This window comes from Halovivax ruber XH-70, from assembly GCF_000328525.1.
In the GTDB taxonomy this organism is placed as follows: domain Archaea; phylum Halobacteriota; class Halobacteria; order Halobacteriales; family Natrialbaceae; genus Halovivax; species Halovivax ruber.
The window spans coordinates 2,405,178-2,419,625 of record NC_019964.1 but is presented as its reverse complement, the minus strand read 5'-3'; the positions used below and the strand labels follow the sequence as shown (position 1 = coordinate 2,419,625).

At 63.7% G+C, this 14,448-nt stretch carries 17 protein-coding genes and 1 tRNA gene; 8 read left to right on the top strand and 10 right to left on the bottom strand.

Going from position 1 to position 14,448, the window contains the following annotated elements:
• Positions 1 to 85 precede the first annotated feature (85 nt).
• The 3 genes from HALRU_RS11635 to HALRU_RS11625 all read right to left on the bottom strand — a co-directional run bounded on the left by HALRU_RS11635 (position 86) and on the right by HALRU_RS11625 (position 3,123).
• The gene (locus HALRU_RS11635) at positions 86 to 460 is read right to left on the bottom strand and encodes a HalOD1 output domain-containing protein (RefSeq protein WP_245547743.1); all 375 of its coding nucleotides are present in this window, start codon (positions 458 to 460) and stop codon (positions 86 to 88) included.
• A 178-nt stretch (positions 461 to 638) separates the two neighbouring features.
• Complete coding sequence (locus HALRU_RS11630) at positions 639 to 1,331, bottom strand: helix-turn-helix domain-containing protein (RefSeq protein ID WP_015301581.1); 693 nt, start codon at positions 1,329 to 1,331, stop codon at positions 639 to 641.
• A 199-nt stretch (positions 1,332 to 1,530) separates the two neighbouring features.
• Entirely contained in the window at positions 1,531 to 3,123 is a 1,593-nt protein-coding gene (locus tag HALRU_RS11625; RefSeq protein ID WP_015301580.1) for an HTTM domain-containing protein, read from the bottom strand.
• A gap of 481 nt (positions 3,124 to 3,604) precedes the next feature.
• Here HALRU_RS11625 and HALRU_RS11620 point away from each other — a divergent pair, with 481 nt between their 5' ends.
• The 3 genes from HALRU_RS11620 to HALRU_RS11610 all read left to right on the top strand — a co-directional run bounded on the left by HALRU_RS11620 (position 3,605) and on the right by HALRU_RS11610 (position 4,512).
• Positions 3,605 to 3,847: a hypothetical protein gene (locus HALRU_RS11620; RefSeq protein WP_015301579.1), complete on the top strand. Its 243-nt coding sequence runs from the start codon at positions 3,605 to 3,607 to the stop codon at positions 3,845 to 3,847.
• 140 nt (positions 3,848 to 3,987) lie between these two features.
• Positions 3,988 to 4,263 carry a type II toxin-antitoxin system HicB family antitoxin gene (locus tag HALRU_RS11615; protein ID WP_015301578.1) on the top strand — a complete coding sequence of 92 codons (276 nt, stop codon included), beginning with the start codon at positions 3,988 to 3,990 and terminating at the stop codon, positions 4,261 to 4,263.
• 3 nt (positions 4,264 to 4,266) lie between these two features.
• Complete coding sequence (locus HALRU_RS11610) at positions 4,267 to 4,512, top strand: type II toxin-antitoxin system HicA family toxin (RefSeq protein ID WP_015301577.1); 246 nt, start codon at positions 4,267 to 4,269, stop codon at positions 4,510 to 4,512.
• A 275-nt stretch (positions 4,513 to 4,787) separates the two neighbouring features.
• Here HALRU_RS11610 and HALRU_RS11600 read toward each other — a convergent pair whose 3' ends face one another.
• Positions 4,788 to 5,276 carry a hypothetical protein gene (locus HALRU_RS11600; RefSeq protein ID WP_015301576.1) on the bottom strand — a complete coding sequence of 163 codons (489 nt, stop codon included), beginning with the start codon at positions 5,274 to 5,276 and terminating at the stop codon, positions 4,788 to 4,790.
• Positions 5,277 to 5,684: 408 nt separating this feature from the next.
• Positions 5,685 to 5,758, bottom strand: a tRNA-Tyr gene (locus tag HALRU_RS11595).
• Positions 5,759 to 5,864: 106 nt separating this feature from the next.
• Here HALRU_RS11595 and HALRU_RS11590 point away from each other — a divergent pair.
• From HALRU_RS11590 to HALRU_RS11575, 4 genes are all read left to right on the top strand, one after another.
• The gene (locus HALRU_RS11590; protein ID WP_015301575.1) at positions 5,865 to 6,449 is read left to right on the top strand and encodes a double zinc ribbon domain-containing protein; all 585 of its coding nucleotides are present in this window, start codon (positions 5,865 to 5,867) and stop codon (positions 6,447 to 6,449) included.
• A gap of 336 nt (positions 6,450 to 6,785) precedes the next feature.
• The gene (locus HALRU_RS11585; RefSeq protein WP_015301574.1) at positions 6,786 to 6,965 is read left to right on the top strand and encodes a ribbon-helix-helix domain-containing protein; all 180 of its coding nucleotides are present in this window, start codon (positions 6,786 to 6,788) and stop codon (positions 6,963 to 6,965) included.
• A gap of 2 nt (positions 6,966 to 6,967) precedes the next feature.
• The gene (gene ftsZ / locus HALRU_RS11580; protein WP_015301573.1) at positions 6,968 to 8,158 is read left to right on the top strand and encodes a cell division protein FtsZ; all 1,191 of its coding nucleotides are present in this window, start codon (positions 6,968 to 6,970) and stop codon (positions 8,156 to 8,158) included.
• Between the two features lie 139 nt (positions 8,159 to 8,297).
• Positions 8,298 to 8,831, top strand: a complete 534-nt coding sequence (locus tag HALRU_RS11575; RefSeq protein ID WP_015301572.1) for a DedA family protein — start codon at positions 8,298 to 8,300, stop codon at positions 8,829 to 8,831.
• A 96-nt stretch (positions 8,832 to 8,927) separates the two neighbouring features.
• Here HALRU_RS11575 and ncsA read toward each other — a convergent pair whose 3' ends face one another.
• A complete protein-coding gene (gene ncsA, locus HALRU_RS11570) occupies positions 8,928 to 9,893 on the bottom strand; it encodes a tRNA 2-thiolation protein NcsA (protein WP_015301571.1) in 966 nt (321 codons plus the stop codon).
• Positions 9,894 to 9,981: 88 nt separating this feature from the next.
• A complete protein-coding gene (locus HALRU_RS11565) occupies positions 9,982 to 10,707 on the bottom strand; it encodes an alpha/beta fold hydrolase (RefSeq protein ID WP_015301570.1) in 726 nt (241 codons plus the stop codon).
• Between the two features lie 118 nt (positions 10,708 to 10,825).
• Between HALRU_RS11565 and HALRU_RS11560 the strand changes: the two genes are divergently transcribed.
• On the top strand, positions 10,826 to 11,476 hold the full coding sequence (locus tag HALRU_RS11560; protein WP_015301569.1) for a DUF7095 family protein: 651 nt from the start codon (positions 10,826 to 10,828) through the stop codon (positions 11,474 to 11,476).
• A 36-nt stretch (positions 11,477 to 11,512) separates the two neighbouring features.
• On the opposite strand, the gene HALRU_RS11555 is transcribed toward HALRU_RS11560, so the two are convergent.
• From HALRU_RS11555 to HALRU_RS11545, 3 genes are all read right to left on the bottom strand, one after another.
• Positions 11,513 to 12,595: an aminopeptidase gene (locus tag HALRU_RS11555; protein WP_015301568.1), complete on the bottom strand. Its 1,083-nt coding sequence runs from the start codon at positions 12,593 to 12,595 to the stop codon at positions 11,513 to 11,515.
• 107 nt (positions 12,596 to 12,702) lie between these two features.
• Positions 12,703 to 13,509, bottom strand: coding sequence for a class I SAM-dependent methyltransferase (locus HALRU_RS11550; protein WP_015301567.1), 807 nt, complete (start codon positions 13,507 to 13,509; stop codon positions 12,703 to 12,705).
• 44 nt (positions 13,510 to 13,553) lie between these two features.
• Positions 13,554 to 14,423 carry a deoxyribonuclease IV gene (locus HALRU_RS11545; protein WP_015301566.1) on the bottom strand — a complete coding sequence of 290 codons (870 nt, stop codon included), beginning with the start codon at positions 14,421 to 14,423 and terminating at the stop codon, positions 13,554 to 13,556.
• Positions 14,424 to 14,448 lie beyond the last annotated feature (25 nt).

Below are 14,448 nucleotides of genomic sequence, written 5' to 3'. Positions count from 1 at the left end.
GATCACGGAATCCCGCACGTGCACAATTCTGTCGACCGTTTCACTGCCCATCCATCCGGCTTCCAGGCGCTCCGCTCGACTGCGGTCAGTCGGTCGAATGGGTCGTCTCGTCGACGCTGTCGATGTCCGGGTCAGCAACTCGCTCTCGGTCGTCGAGTTCCGTCACGTCGATCGCGCCGGCTCCGTCGATGGTAACCTGATAGCCGGCGAAGGTGAACGCGATGGAGCGGCTGGTCGCTTCCGGTCGCTCGGGCGCTGGCGGGAACAGGGAATCGAGGCTGTCCGGATCGATCGCCTCGTAGAGCGGATCGAGACCCATCGGTTCGACCCCTCGCTCGTCGGCGACTGCGTCGACGACACGCAGGCTCGTCGGTCGGCTTGCACTCGCCACTGTCGCTGTCGTCGTGCCGGTCGTCACACTCCGATCTGCAGGCGGCGTATCGGACCGCTCACCACTCACGGAGACCACTCCGGTGTCGGTCTGGGGCGGTTATTGTGCTCGATCGTTGTACGCCGACTCTGTGCAGTCGCTCGCGAATAGCTGTGGGCCATGTTTCGTTTGCCATCGTACCACCGAGTCGCTGCCTTCCGGTTATCGCCCTGTCCGGACAAACGTGGTGTGGTCGTACGAACACGCTTTATGTGTCCCCCGATCCGTCGTGGATGATCGTTTGTTCGAGGAGGTTCCGGTGGCCCCGACGGAGCCGCGCCGAGAGTGCGTTCCGGGAGATATTGAGCGAGTCCGCCAGCTCCGTCAGCGTCTGATCGCGCGGAATAGCGAAGTACCCGCCGTGATAGGCAGCCTCCAGCGCTTCCTGCTGTGCATCGGTCACGTCGAACTCGGCCGTATCGGCCGGCTTCTCCGGTCGGTAGAGCCGCCGCGCCTCGTACGTGAGATCGTGTTCGAGACTGTACTCGTTGAACGTCGAGAGCGCCGACTCGTCGGGAAACAGCACCTTCACCTCCCACTCGCGACCGGTTTCGCTCGTCACGGCGTCTAGCACCGTCGCTTTGACGGCTGCGACACCCTGAATGAGGTTCGGCACGTCGGCCTCCCAGACGACGCGGTAGAAGCGCTCTTCGACGTCCTGAGCCAGCTGGTCCGTGTCGTCGTGTTCTTCGAGCGTCAACACTTCGAGCACCATCTCGTCGTCGCGAAGCGCGTCGTCGAACACGCGAAAGTTGCCGCCAGAGGCCCAGAAGTACGGCGTTACGTGCGTCTTTCCGGCTGCGACTCGCTTGATCTCGATGGTCATCTCCGGCGCCGCCGCCAGCGTCTCCGCCAGCACGAAGTCGTCCGCTGGCACCGTAAACTCGGCGAGGACACTCATCCCTTCGGTCGTCGTGCTCACCCACTGTAAGTATCGACTGCGAGAGTGCCGGTTGGGCCCTCGGTACCCCGCTCGCTCGTCGTCTCCGATACAAACGCGTTGGCCACAGCTCACTCTTCCGGCCTACCGGAGGTTTTGCAGAGTGTCTTCGAGGGTCTGGTCCGAAGCTGTCGGTTCGGACCCTGGCCGGGTCGCCGGCTCACTGGATAAACTCGCCACCGCAGTCGTACTCGATGAGCGTGATGTCACCGGACGCCTCCGGGCCGGTAAACGGGTTCGTCCGTTCGTATAACCGCTCGATCGTGATGGTCTCGACGTCCGTCTCGTGTGAACGGTTCCACGACTCGCACAGGTGATTCGCGAGGTACGACCGGTGGTTCTCGTTGGTGGCTCCGTAGACGTTCCCGAGGTACTTTCGCCAGCGTGCGCTCGGATACGTCTCGTCGACGTTCGGCGGCCGGTCGAGCGAGACTGCCCTGTCGTACATCACGTCGACGGCCGTCCCGTCTTCGAGTTCGCCCGGGACCGCGTACCAGCTGGTCGTGTACAGCGGGTCCGGGGCGAACATCTGCCAGGATTGGTCGAGCTCCGCCGTGTCGAGAATCTCTTCGGCCGGATCGGGAACCTCCGTGTAGTCGACAGCCTGGGCGTTCGAGAGGACGACGAGGACGAGGAAGAACCACGGCAGGATCGTCGAAAACAGTGTCCGTCCGTGGGTGAGCCCCGCCTGCAGGTCGGCTCTGTCTGGGAGGTGGGTGTCGATCGACGAAGCGTTGAGGTGAGCGTCGCCGGGGAGGGAGGGCAGTGTCGGCGTCGCCCGGTGGAAGCGGTCACCCCAGCGTTCGAGGGTTGGAGCCACGCCCGTCCATGTGGCGACGGTGCTCACCCGGTCCCAGACGACCGACTGGTAGAACGGGAGCAACGCCGTGACCACCACGACGGGGAAGATGCCCAGTTGCATGGACGCGGCCATTCCGAGGTGCATCCCGACGAACAGCGTCGCGAGCAGTGCCCTCGGCCATCCGGTGAGTACGAGCAGCAGTGGTGCCGCGAGCAGGAGCCCCACCCAGACGACGGTCATCGCCTGCAGGAGTCCCGTGAAGTCGGCGAGGTGGTTCCCCAAAAACGCACTGAACTGGTCGGCCTGCATGATGTACGCAACCGCCTCGCCGTCCATCCACAGTTCACTTCGCGTCTTGTGGATCGCGTTCGTCACGTACATCAACACGACCTGCAACAGCAGCGCCATCGTCGCGATCGACGAAATCGACGTGTCGTCGTCGGCCCTCGCCGATCCCTTCCTGATCGCGTCGACCGACCACCGGGCACCCAGCGGCAGGAAGATCGACCAGAAGAGCAACAGCGCGAAGAGGCTGTCCCCGCCGTTCAGGACCATCGGGTTACGGTTGTGCAGCGAGAGCAACAGGAGCCACGACGCGACCGTCGCCAGTCGCGTCCGGTAGCCGACGAGCAGCGCGAGGGCGAACGCGCCGGCGACCAGGAACAGGAGCGTGATCGCCCACGGCTCGCCCGAGAGGGCGTGTACGGAGTACACGTCCGTGTAGTCCGAAAAGAGCGCCCGGCGTGGAAGCACGCCGTCGTCGGTGTAGAACGCGCGGAGGTGTCGTGATCGCAGTGCCAGATCGAGGAGGAGCAGTGCGCCGAGGGCCATCCGAAAGGCGGCGAGCCCCCGGAGATCGATCGCGAATCGGGTCGCGACCGCCCCACCAAAGGCGTCGAGGGCGCCGGAAAGCCGGCGACGAAACGGTCTGGAGGTGTTCGCTCGATTCATTGGTTCGGAGACACGTCGTTCTGTCTGCCTTCCTACCAGACTATCAAAAGCTTTCTGTACGCTAAAGTCTGCATTTTACCTTGGGGATTGTGGTCACACCTCTGGATACGTTCGCGCCGTCGGTCGGATTGGCGGCATCGGCCGATGACCGGTCGGCACGCCGCCTTCTGCCGCGACGAACTGTTGATTCCACGGCCTGACCAGTAACTATATTATCCATTACGTCAATCATCCAGACGGAAGCGACGCGCTCCGCTGGGGGCAGAAATGCCCCGGGTGCGCCAACACCCGAGACGTGGCTTCCGAAACCCTCTGGAGGGTTTTCAGTCGCCATGTTCCGAAAGACACCATCGAGACAAAAAGGTCTCGCACGCTCGTTGCCTAGAGAGTCGTATCGCTACCCGTCGCAAGTCTTCGTTTTCGGGGATGGGGGGCCGAGTACCTTCAGTCGGTTCGAACGCTCGAATCGCGAGGTGCTCGGATGAAATCCGTCGAGCGAGAGCGCGACGGGACCGGCGATGCGCCTCGCTCCCGGGGGTGCTACCGATGTGATCGGGGCGTGGCACCGTCGCGGCTCTTTCGGGTGGACATCGAACCACCAGAGCCGCTTGCGGCGGAGTACAGACACTCCGTCCGGTACTGCTGTCCGGATTGTGCCGCCGCGATGAATCTGTCCGAGTTTTCGGAACGGTTGAAAGCGCGTGCAGAGCGGGGTGGCGAGTAAGGCTGCTTGCTTAGGTCGGCGTCTTTCGAATCCGGTTGTATGCGCCTCTGGTCGCCGTGGACGAACGACGTTGCCGACGATCGCGAAACTGGCGACGGGTGACAAGAACGCTTAACCGCCACCTGCCCGTATCACCGACCATGTCGAGCACAACCCGGCCGAACGGCGCCGAAGGCGTCGAATTCTACTACGAGTCCGACGGCACGGTCACCGCCAAGGATCTCGAAACCGGCCTGGCCCGCGGTGGTGACACACGCGCCGACGCACTCGCGCAGCTCGCCGAAGTGATCAAACTTCACGAGGGAGAGGGTGAGCCAATCGACGACCCCGACGAGTTCCTCCGCGACGAACTCAATATCGATCCCGACGACCTCGAGGAGGTCAGTCGCGAAGACTACCCCGCGTTCATGCAGTGAGGGATGGTCAGAACAACGTTTTCCGGTCGAGAGGTCGTTACAGTCCTGCGATCGTTCGAATATCAGCCCGTCTCACGCCGCGGGAGTCACGTCCGTCTCCGGTACGAACATCCTGAAACGGACGAAGTACGCCTCGTCGACGTGCCCCAGCACGACGAGATCGCAATCGGAACGCTCCGATCGATCGCCGAGCAATGCGGTGCCGACGACTTTTACGAGTGGTGCCGGTGGATCGACGAACATCGGTGACGCGATAGAAGGTCAGTGCCCGATCGCATCTGTCGCGTCGCGCGAGAGAATCACGTTCTTGTACGTTCTTTTCGGAAACCGTAACGGAAGCGCCGGTCACCGACTCTATCAGCGCGGCCAGCTCGCGAAGATATGCATCACCGTGTTCCTCGCGGAATTTCAGCAGGTCGTTGTGCTCACTCGCCCGATACTCCAGATAGCACGCGACGAGCGTCTCCCGTACGCTCCCCGGTGTGTCGTCGAGATACACCGGGAGTGCTAACCGCTGTTCTCCCTTACGACCGACGGGCGTTCCCATGCAGGCGAGTACGCGGCCCAGAATCGTTCCGTACTCGGTGGGTCGCGCTTTGTCGGCCCGTCCGTCGCGATTGTCGACGACCTCGTATTTGATCCCGGCTGCGCTGAGCAGCTACTCGTGTGCGACGCTTGACGTAGAACCGGCCGCGCGTCGATCGCGATCCGTTGCTCGTCCGGACCTGGCAGGCCTCGATCTCGATCGGCGTCTCCGGCATGACGACCACGATCCCGTAGAACGGCAGCGCCGTCGACGGTTTGAGGAGGCCGGTCGTCTCCGCGTCGTGCCAGGTGACCGTCGCGTCGCCCACGTAGCCCAACGCGTCGACCGCCTGGATCACGTCGGCCTCGATCGCATCACCGCTTGTTTTTGGACTCTCGATCTCGCTCGCCTGTTTCGCCGGGTGGACGAACGTCGAGCGCGTCTCGACATCGTACAGCGCTGACGCGGGAACGAACGCGTCGGTCACCGTCGCTCACTCCCGTCAGTCACGACCGGGTGTTTGTGCGATACGAACCCGTCCGTCGCAGCCGTCGCGAGCAGCTGCGCCGATGGCCCGCCTCTGATTTCCCGTCGAGAAGCCGTGTACATCGGGCGCCACACACCGGACAGCGAAACTCCCGGTCGGTCGTGGGCGTGGGCGCAGTGAAGACCAGTTTTCGGAAATCACTGAGGTCGATATCGGAAAAGTCCGTGCTCACGCCGACCACCTCACGTTTCGACTACGCGATTCGCCGGACGGTGGCGACCCCCAATTGGTCCCCCGTTCCAATCCGGATTTTGGCCCGATTTCTCGAACGCGGGGATGGAAGTATAGGTTATGAGGGTGGCGTATACTGGAGAATTGGTGTCTGCTACACTTCGGCGAGAAACTGCATCCGCCCTCCCCGATTTGAACGGGGGACAAGTCGATCTACAGTCGACTGCTCTACCAGTCTGAGCTAAGGGCGGGCAGGTGAAGATAGCAGACGAGCCCCAAATAAGGGTTATTATTCGTCTGCGTGCGTCGGAGGTGGGGAATGTTATATATACGAGAATGTGGATGGCTGTCATAGCGATGGGGAAAATAACGTTTCGCGCGGACGACGACCTCGTCGACGAGCTCGAGTCGTTCGACACCTCGAAGAGCGAGGTCATGCGCGAGGCGTTGCGATCCTACCTGGGCCGGTCACCGCCACCGGGGCCGCGGTCGGGGTCGTCCCCGAACGCGGATGTCGCCGAGACCGGTGGCAACGACCCGTCGTCTCTGGATGCGATGCTGGAATCGCGTATCGACGACGCCGTCGCCGACCGCCTCGGGCGATCCGATTCGACCGACGTCACACTTCGGATTCTGGTCGATTCCGAGCGCGAGGTGGAATCGACGGCTGCGTCGACCGAGCGGCTGTACACCGAGTCGGAGACGTCGTCGGACACCATCGGGAGCTTCGACGATCCCGACGACGCCGGGACGCACCAGGAACGAGACTGTTCGCAGTGTGGAATGGCAGTCGAAGCAGCGCACGTGTACTGTCCCAACTGTGGCGAGCAACTGACTGGCCGGGTGTTCTGTGAGTGTGGCTCGGAGGTTCGATCCGACTGGGCGTTCTGTCCCTCGTGCGGTCGTCGAACGCCGGCTGCGGACGTTCTCGACTCGGTCTGACCTGCCGTCTCTCCTTCCGCATTGTCGATCGTATCGGGACTGCTTGTCGAACTCGATAGTGCTCGATCAGCCGATCGTGGGTGTCCCTCGCCTGCCAGCATAGCGCGCCTCGATCGCCGATTGTCACACTCGAATGACTGTCGTAAGACGACGAAATACACGGCGCCATTACATTTATATACTGGGGGACTGTTTGTAGCAGCTACGTAAGACGGTCGTCTTACACAGCGCTGGGACGGGCGAAACCGCCCGACTGAACCCACGCGCGGTGTAAGACGAAGCGCGTCTGACAGGGGCGCACCACGTCTTACTCGAAACCAAACGGGGAATACAACAATGGAGCGTGTGACACTGCGAATTCCGAAGCAGCAAATCGACGAGGTCGAACAGCTGGTCGAAACGGGCGAGTTTCCGAACCGGAGCGAGGCGATCCGGTCGGCCGTCCGCGAAATGATCAACGAACAGAACGACGGCCGCCCCGAGCGCGCCGGAAAACGAACCTGGGCGAAGGTGTAACGATGCAGGACATCGTTCAGGACGCCCTCGAAAACGCCGAAGCGGAAGCCCGGGACATGGACGTCTCGATGGACGACGACGAGTTCGGTGACCCGCGGATCGTCATCATCGGGGCCGGCGGTGCCGGTAACAACACCATCAACCGGCTGTACAACATCGGCGTCGAAGGGGCCGACACGATCGCGATCAACACGGACAAACAGCACCTGAAGATGATCGAGGCCGACACGAAGATCCTCGTCGGCAAGTCGCTGACGAACGGCCTCGGTGCCGGTGGCGACCCCTCGATGGGTGAACGAGCGACCGAGATGGCCCAGAGTACCATCAAGGACGTCCTCGGTGACGCCGACCTCGTCTTCGTCACCGCCGGGATGGGCGGTGGGACGGGCACCGGTGCGGCGCCCGTCGCCGCGAAGATCGCCAAAGAGCAGGGCGCAATCGTCGTCGGGATGGTCTCGACGCCGTTCAACGTCGAACGTGCCCGCACGGTCAAGGCCGAGGAGGGCCTGGAGAAGCTGCGCGAACAGGCCGACTCGATCATCGTCCTCGACAACAACCGACTGCTCGACTACGTCCCGAACCTGCCGATCGGCAAGGCGTTCTCGGTGATGGACCAGATCATCGCCGAGACGGTCAAGGGGATCTCCGAGACGATCACCCAGCCGAGCCTGATCAACCTGGACTACGCGGACATGTCCACGATCATGAATCAGGGTGGCGTCGCGGTGATGCTCGTCGGCGAGACACAGGACAAGAACAAGACCGAAGAGGTGGTCAAGGACGCGATGAACCACCCGCTGTTAGACGTCGACTACCGCGGCGCCTCCGGTGGACTCGTCCACATCACCGGCGGTCCCGACCTCACGCTGAAAGAGGCCGAGGGCATCGCGGACAACATCACCGAGCGCCTCGAGGCCAGCGCAAACGTCATCTGGGGTGCCCGGATTCAGGAGAACTACAAGGGCAAGGTCCGCGTCATGGCGATCATGACCGGCGTCCAGTCCGCACAGGTCCTCGGTCCGACGACCCAGAAGCAGGCCGACAAGTCCCGTCGGAGCATCGAAGGCGTCAACGACGCAGACTTCGACGCGAGCAACAACGTCGAAGCCAAAAGCGAGGCCAACTACGGCGCCCACAGCGACGGTGGCCGCGAACAGGTCGAACGGAACAACGGCGTCGACGTCATCCGGTAACGTCTCCGGATCGAATTCGACGATCAGTTTGACGACGGATTTTCTCACTTGCGAAAGAACATAGCGGCGACGGTGTTGTCGAACCAGTCCTTTTAGTACCTGGCTTCACCATCGTTTGCCAGACGCCCGTCGACACACAATGGATCCGTTGCTCTCCGTGCTGATCGCGTTCGGTTTCTGTCTGTTCTTCGTGATCGAGGGGCTCGTGCTAGGCAAGTTGCTCCAGCCTGCTGTGTTCTACGTGGCCTACGTAACGTTTGTGGATCCCTCGACCGTCGCCCTGGCGGTCGTGACGTGTGCAGCTGCACTGGGGGCAACGATCGGGCAATGGTTACTCTACCGGACGTTTACGCCGACGAGACCGCCGCCTGGGGCCAGGTACTGGTCACCGGAACGACTCGAACGGCTTCCGGGCGTCCTCCGTAGATGGGCTGGCAAACGATGGGTGTCCCTCGTCGAGCGCCAGATCGACCGATTCGGTGCGTACGGGATCGCCGTCTGCACCGCGATCCCTGGCGTGCGAACGGTCGTGCCGATCATCGCGGGTGTCGGTGCGCAGCCCGAACGCGGCTACGTGATCGCCGACGGCGCGGGGAATCTGGTGTACATGCTACTGCTGCTAGGGGCAGCCTACGGGGTACTCGGAATCAGTCGGCTCTTCATCGGGCTCTGAGCCGAAACTCGCCGAGACGCCGTCGGTCAGCCACGCCGTTATTGGGCCGTCAGTCGTCCTCGCCTCTCGACGATGTCTGACACCGTCGGACAGTGATTACGCGAGCGCGTCCAGCAGCGTACACTTGCGACAGCGGTCGCCGGTGACGGAGGTCGTCGAGCCACACTGCGGACAGTCGGTGAGTTCGACATCGCCGTCTTCGCCGTACTCCGTCGCGGCCACGTCGGCCAGTTCCTCGTACCCGGCCATGATCGAGTGGCGGGTCCCGGGATGGCGTTCTTCCAGATCGTACAGGAGTCCCTGGATCTCGCCGCGGTAGGCTTCGCTCGCGTGGGGACACTCCGTGATGTGGGCGGGCAGATCGTTCAGGTGGGCGTAGAGGGCGACTTCCTTCTCGGGGACGTCGCGCAGGGGTTTCGCCCGGGCGACGAAGTCGTCCTGGTCTTCGCGATCTGGAAGTGGCCCGAGACTCGCGTCGAAGTGCTTCGCGATCTGGCCGACGTCGCCCTCGAGGAAGTTCATGAGGGCGGTCTGGGCCTCGTCGTCCAGGTTGTGTCCCGTAAACAGGAGGTCGGCGCCGAGTTCCTCGGCGTACCGCGAGAGGAGGTCACGCCGGAAGACACCGCAGTAGGCGCAGGCGGCCATGTTTTCGGGATCGTCCTCGACGACGTCGTCCATCCGGACGCCGAACTCGTCCTCGTAGCTCACCAGCTCGTGTCGGATGTCGAGGTCGGCTGTCAGTTCGACACAGGCGTCGACGCTCTTGTCGCGGTAGCCTTCGATCCCTTCGTGAATCGTCAGACCGACCAGCTCGATCCGCGGGTCGTCGGCGAACGTGTCGTGGAGGATTTGTGTGAGGACGACGCTGTCCTTCCCGCCGGAGAGGCCGATGACCCACGTTTGCGGGTTTTCAGGGCTGGCTTCGCGTGGAATCAGTTCGTCCCGGCGCACGCGTCGTCTGACGCGTTTCTCGATCGACGCGCTGAGGTGATCGCCACAGAGGTGTGCCCCCGAGTACGCGGCGTGCATGACCGCGTCCGCGCCACATCGATCGCAATCCATTACCGACGCGTTGACTGCGGGCGGGGAAGTCCGTTTCGCTGTCCCGATTGGCGAGCTGGTGGGGCGGGTACCCGTCACGGCTCAGGACTTACGCTGACTGCTCCACGATCGAACTCGATTTGACGGCGTCGGCCCCACCGTCGAGCGCCGAGAGGAGTGGATCGACGTACTGGTCGCGTGCGTCCGACGAGAACAGTTCGTGGCCACCGTCGTAGAGCACGACGCGTTCGGGTGGCACTCGCTCGCCGATCGCCGCGAGGTCGACGATGCGGTCTCGAAGCGAGCAGAAGACGACGGCGTCGTGATCGATCTCGAGCAGCTCGCGCTGGGCGTGCAACGTCGTGTCGACGAACGCCGGCGAGATCCACCGCGGTTGCGTCGCGAGCTGATGGTCGGTCGCTCTCGGTCCGAGGAGCTCGCGATCGAAGCGGGTGACGGGAAGGACGGGCGTTTCGATCGGCACCGCCGCGACCGTATCGAGGAGTCGGTCGGGCCACAGCGAGCCGTATCCCCAGAACGGGGCCAGATAGACGTGGTTGTCGGCCCCGTCGATGGCCTGGCCGACCAGCCCACCGGCGCTGTGTGCGAGGAGCTGGTAGCCGTCCATGTCGCGGACGTACTCGGCGACCGGCTCGACCCAGTCTGCCATGACGTCCGTGATGTCCGTCGGGAGCTCGAACGCGTGGACCCGGTAGCCCGCGTTGCCGAGCGTCCCGACCAGCCAGCTGACGTTCTCGTGCGTGAATCGGTTTCCCCACCCCATGCAGAAGACGAGGTCCGTCTCCCCGTCCTCGTTGAAGATTCGGTGACGCATACGGGCGTCTTCACCGCGCCGCCTCTAAAAGCGTACACTCGGGTGGGCCGATTCCGCTCCCTGGCATGGACGGCCTCGACCGGAAACCGTTTTGCGCCTCCGTCGTCTACTCCCGCCGATGAGTCTCGAACGTGAGGCGGCGGTCGATCGCCTCGAGACGCTGATCGAGACGGTCGACAGTGGGCCGATGCCGGTGCCAGTCCGCGAGGTGTGGGTCTACGGCGACCTCGCGCTCGGGATGGACCCGATCGATCGACTCGACGTCTACCTCACGAAGGACATCCTCCTCGAGAACGACGAAGCGCGCGACCAGGCGTATTACGACAAACACGGCGTTCGTGGCGTCGGAACCGCCGTGGACGCCGACTGGGCCGACGAGTTCCCAGACGCCGTCCGGGCGAACGACCACGGCCACGTCGCGCCGGAACGGTGTCTGGCGGCACACTTGCTGGACGACGACGAGCCGATCCACCTGGAGGTCTGTAATACCTCCTTCGAGGACAACGTCACCCAGCGCCTGCGCGGTGCTCGACTTCGCGAGGACTACACGCAGTTACTCGACCCCCGCGGGGTCTGCCTCTGGGTCGACGGGACGTGGTCGTCGGAGGCGTTCGAGAAGCTCAGAGAGAGCGCGTTCGCGATGCCGACGCTGTCGGCGTCACTCGAGATGCTCGGCATGGACGAGTCGGCAGCGAACGAGGCCGCGGCGGCGGTCCACGCCTGGCGTGAGGATCAGGACGGCGTGACGGTTCGCGGCGACGTGGTTTAGGCCGGGAGACGTGGCCGGTACCGGCGGCCCTGGTCGTCACTCCTCGAATTCGAAGGTTCCGTTCTCCTGGATGCGCTCTCCGTCGACCTCGATGTGTGAGTCCTCGCTCATGTCGACGATCATGTCGAGGTGGATCGCGGAGTCGTTGCGCTCGTGATCGTCGGGAACCGTCTCCTCGTAGGCGCGCCCGATGGCCATGTGGACGGTGTCGCCCATCTTCTCGTCGAACAGCATGTTCGTGGTGAACCGGTCGATGTCGCGATTCATCCCGATGCCGAGTTCGCCCAGCCGCCGCGCGCCGGGGTCGGTGTCGAGGATCGCTGCTAACGCGTCTTCGTTCTTGCCAGCGTCGTGATCGACGATCTCGCCCCCTTCGAATCGGAGTCGGACGTCACTAACCTCTCGGCCCTGGGCCATGAGCGGCTTGTCGAACAGGACCTCGCCTTCGACGCTGTCGGGGATGGGCGCCGTGTACACCTCGCCGCCAGGCAGGTTCTTCTCGGCGTAGTCGTTCTGGACGATCATGTCGTCGATGCGCATCGTCACGTCGGTACTGTCCCCGCTGACGATGCGCACCTCGCTTCCCGACTCGAGAATGTCGACGAGCTGTGCTTGGTACTCGCGAACGGCCTCCCAGTCCTTGTTGACGGCGTCCCAGACGAAGTCTTCGTAGGCTTCAGTGCTCATTTCGGCGGCCTGTGCGTCAGCCGGAGCGGGGTACTGGGTGGTCACCCACCGCTTTTCGGTCATCTTCTCGGACAGCGGCTGCATGAGCGTCGCAAACGCGGTGTTCGTCTCCGGATCGATGTCGCTACGCTCGTAGGTGTTCTCGTGTCCCCCGATGTTGATGATCGCGTCGAGTTCGTCCCACATCGCGAGCATGGCCTGCGGTGGGTCGTCGTACGCGTCCGGGTCCATCGCTCGCATAAAGGCGCGAGTTGCGCTGCTGTTGGTTCCCATCACGAGAGGAAAGGCTCCACGTGCCCCGATTTCCTCGTGGAGCGCGACGACCAGCTCGTCGGCGGCGGCCGGTGCCTGGATGAGTACTTCGTCCCCGGGTTGGATATCCACGGAGTGGTCAGCGATGATGCGTGCGTGATCCTCGACTCTGGAATCCATACACAGTTCGTCTGACGGCCTCGCTGTAAACGTTCCCAAAGCGGATCCAGACTGGGTCCGGTCGGACTACCGACACAGGTCACTCGTCAGGTGGCGGCGCGACGCCGTCACGCTCGAACGCGTCCAACCGTCACGTGAAACGGGACCGTCTCGGTCCGCCGATAGGATCGATCGACCATCTGGTGGACGACGGTTCGCCCCATCTCGCGCCACGCCGCCCGGAGGTCGTCGTACTCGTCCGGTGTCAACGCGCCGGCGAGCAGGGTCTCTCGGTCGTCGGCCAGTCCCTCGCCGGAGGCCTTTCGCTTCGCCGATCGCACCGCGGACTCGTCGTACGGCGGTTCGATCGAACGATCGTGGTCGTATCGGGCCGTCCGCACGACGTCGAGGTCCGCGGTAGCGAACGCGTCGCTGGCTTCCGCACCGAGGGTGACGTCGGTCGGCACGCCGTCGAGATAGGCTTCCCGAGCGCGGGTTGCGAGCCCCGATTCGTCGTCGACGCTCGACTCGATCGTGACGGCGCCGTTGTCGGGTTCGATCGCCGCGACGAGGTCCGACGAGACGCGGGCGAACTCGGAGACGGCGGCGGCCGGATCGGGAAGGTTGATCAGCAGCGCCTGACAGACCACGAGATCGAACGAATCGTCCGCAAACGGGAGTCGCGTGGCGTCGCCAGCGACGACGGGGACGTGGCCACTCGCTCTGGAGAGGAGTCCGACGTCGACGTCGCAGCCGATCACCTCACAGTCGTCCGGACTCTCGGAGTCGAGGACGCGGCTCAGTTCACCCGTCCCGCACCCCACGTCCAGCACGCGTTCGCGGTCGTCGAGCGAGAGGCCCCGCAGTGCCTCCCGCGAATCGTCCCACATCCCTTCGCGCGTCCGGCGAAGGTACTCGGCGGAGAACTCGCGCACGGGTGGGTTTCGAACGGGTCGAGCAAAAGTGGGCTGGTCTCAGATCAGTTCTCGCGCAGTTCTTTCGTCTTCGCGATGTTCCACGAGAAGCCGCGGCCGTCTTCGGTCGGCGTCTCGAGGGCGAACGGTAGATCGCGTAGTTCGGGGTGGTTGACGATGGCGCTGATCCCGTCCTCGCCGATGTAGCCCTCGCCGATGAGGGCGTGTTCGTCCTTGTGCGTGCCGACGTCGTGTTTCGAGTCGTTCAGGTGGATGTACTCCAGGTACTCGAGGCCGACTTCGTCGTCGAAGCGCTCGACCGTCTCGTCGACGGCTTCGGGCGTCGTGAGGTCGTTGCCGGCGACGAGCGTGTGGGCCGTGTCGATGCAGATGCCGATGTCGGTGTCGGTCCGGTCGATGATCCCCGCGAGGTGGGAGAACTCGCCGCCGAGCTTGGTGCCGCTGCCGGCGTCGGATTCGACGAGGAGCGTGACGCCGTCGGGCACGTCGAGTTCGTCGATCGCACTCGCGGCGTTGTCCAGCCCACCCTCGACACCAGCGCCCGTGTGGGCGCCGAGATGCGTGTTTACGTACGGAACGCCGAGTTTTTCGGCCGCGTCGAGTTCGGCTTGCAGCGACGAGAGTGACTTCTCGCGAAGGTCGTCTTTGGGCGTACAGAGGTTGACGAGGTACGCCGAGTGAATCACCCACGGTCCGTCGAGTTCAGCGTCGGATTTCGCCCGAAAGCCCTCGGCTGCCTCGTCGTCGATCTCGGGTTCGGCCCAGACCTGTGGCGACGTGGTGAAGATCTGGCCGCAGTTGCCGCCGAACGCCAGCTGGCGCGGGACGGCGTTGCGGATGTCGTCGTACGGTGGGGTCTCCTCGTCGGAGGAGACGCGCGATCCGGAGATGGAGACGTGTGCGCCTACCTTCATGGATTCGTGTCGGTACGGGACCCTG

What these genes read in the sequence shown, in the direction of transcription:
- HALRU_RS11630 (WP_015301581.1), bottom strand. Translation starts at nt 1,331, where the DNA reads ATGAGTGTCCTCGCCGAGTTTACGGTGCCAGCGGACGACTTCGTGCTG.
- HALRU_RS11625 (WP_015301580.1), bottom strand. Translation starts at nt 3,123, where the DNA reads ATGAATCGAGCGAACACCTCCAGACCGTTTCGTCGCCGGCTTTCCGGC.
- HALRU_RS11620 (WP_015301579.1), top strand. Translation starts at nt 3,605, where the DNA reads ATGAAATCCGTCGAGCGAGAGCGCGACGGGACCGGCGATGCGCCTCGC.
- HALRU_RS11615 (WP_015301578.1), top strand. Translation starts at nt 3,988, where the DNA reads ATGTCGAGCACAACCCGGCCGAACGGCGCCGAAGGCGTCGAATTCTAC.
- HALRU_RS11610 (WP_015301577.1), top strand. Translation starts at nt 4,267, where the DNA reads ATGGTCAGAACAACGTTTTCCGGTCGAGAGGTCGTTACAGTCCTGCGA.
- HALRU_RS11590 (WP_015301575.1), top strand. Translation starts at nt 5,865, where the DNA reads ATGGGGAAAATAACGTTTCGCGCGGACGACGACCTCGTCGACGAGCTC.
- HALRU_RS11585 (WP_015301574.1), top strand. Translation starts at nt 6,786, where the DNA reads ATGGAGCGTGTGACACTGCGAATTCCGAAGCAGCAAATCGACGAGGTC.
- ftsZ (WP_015301573.1), top strand. Translation starts at nt 6,968, where the DNA reads ATGCAGGACATCGTTCAGGACGCCCTCGAAAACGCCGAAGCGGAAGCC.
- HALRU_RS11575 (WP_015301572.1), top strand. Translation starts at nt 8,298, where the DNA reads ATGGATCCGTTGCTCTCCGTGCTGATCGCGTTCGGTTTCTGTCTGTTC.
- ncsA (WP_015301571.1), bottom strand. Translation starts at nt 9,893, where the DNA reads ATGGATTGCGATCGATGTGGCGCGGACGCGGTCATGCACGCCGCGTAC.
- HALRU_RS11565 (WP_015301570.1), bottom strand. Translation starts at nt 10,707, where the DNA reads ATGCGTCACCGAATCTTCAACGAGGACGGGGAGACGGACCTCGTCTTC.
- HALRU_RS11560 (WP_015301569.1), top strand. Translation starts at nt 10,826, where the DNA reads ATGAGTCTCGAACGTGAGGCGGCGGTCGATCGCCTCGAGACGCTGATC.
- HALRU_RS11555 (WP_015301568.1), bottom strand. Translation starts at nt 12,595, where the DNA reads ATGGATTCCAGAGTCGAGGATCACGCACGCATCATCGCTGACCACTCC.
- HALRU_RS11545 (WP_015301566.1), bottom strand. Translation starts at nt 14,423, where the DNA reads ATGAAGGTAGGCGCACACGTCTCCATCTCCGGATCGCGCGTCTCCTCC.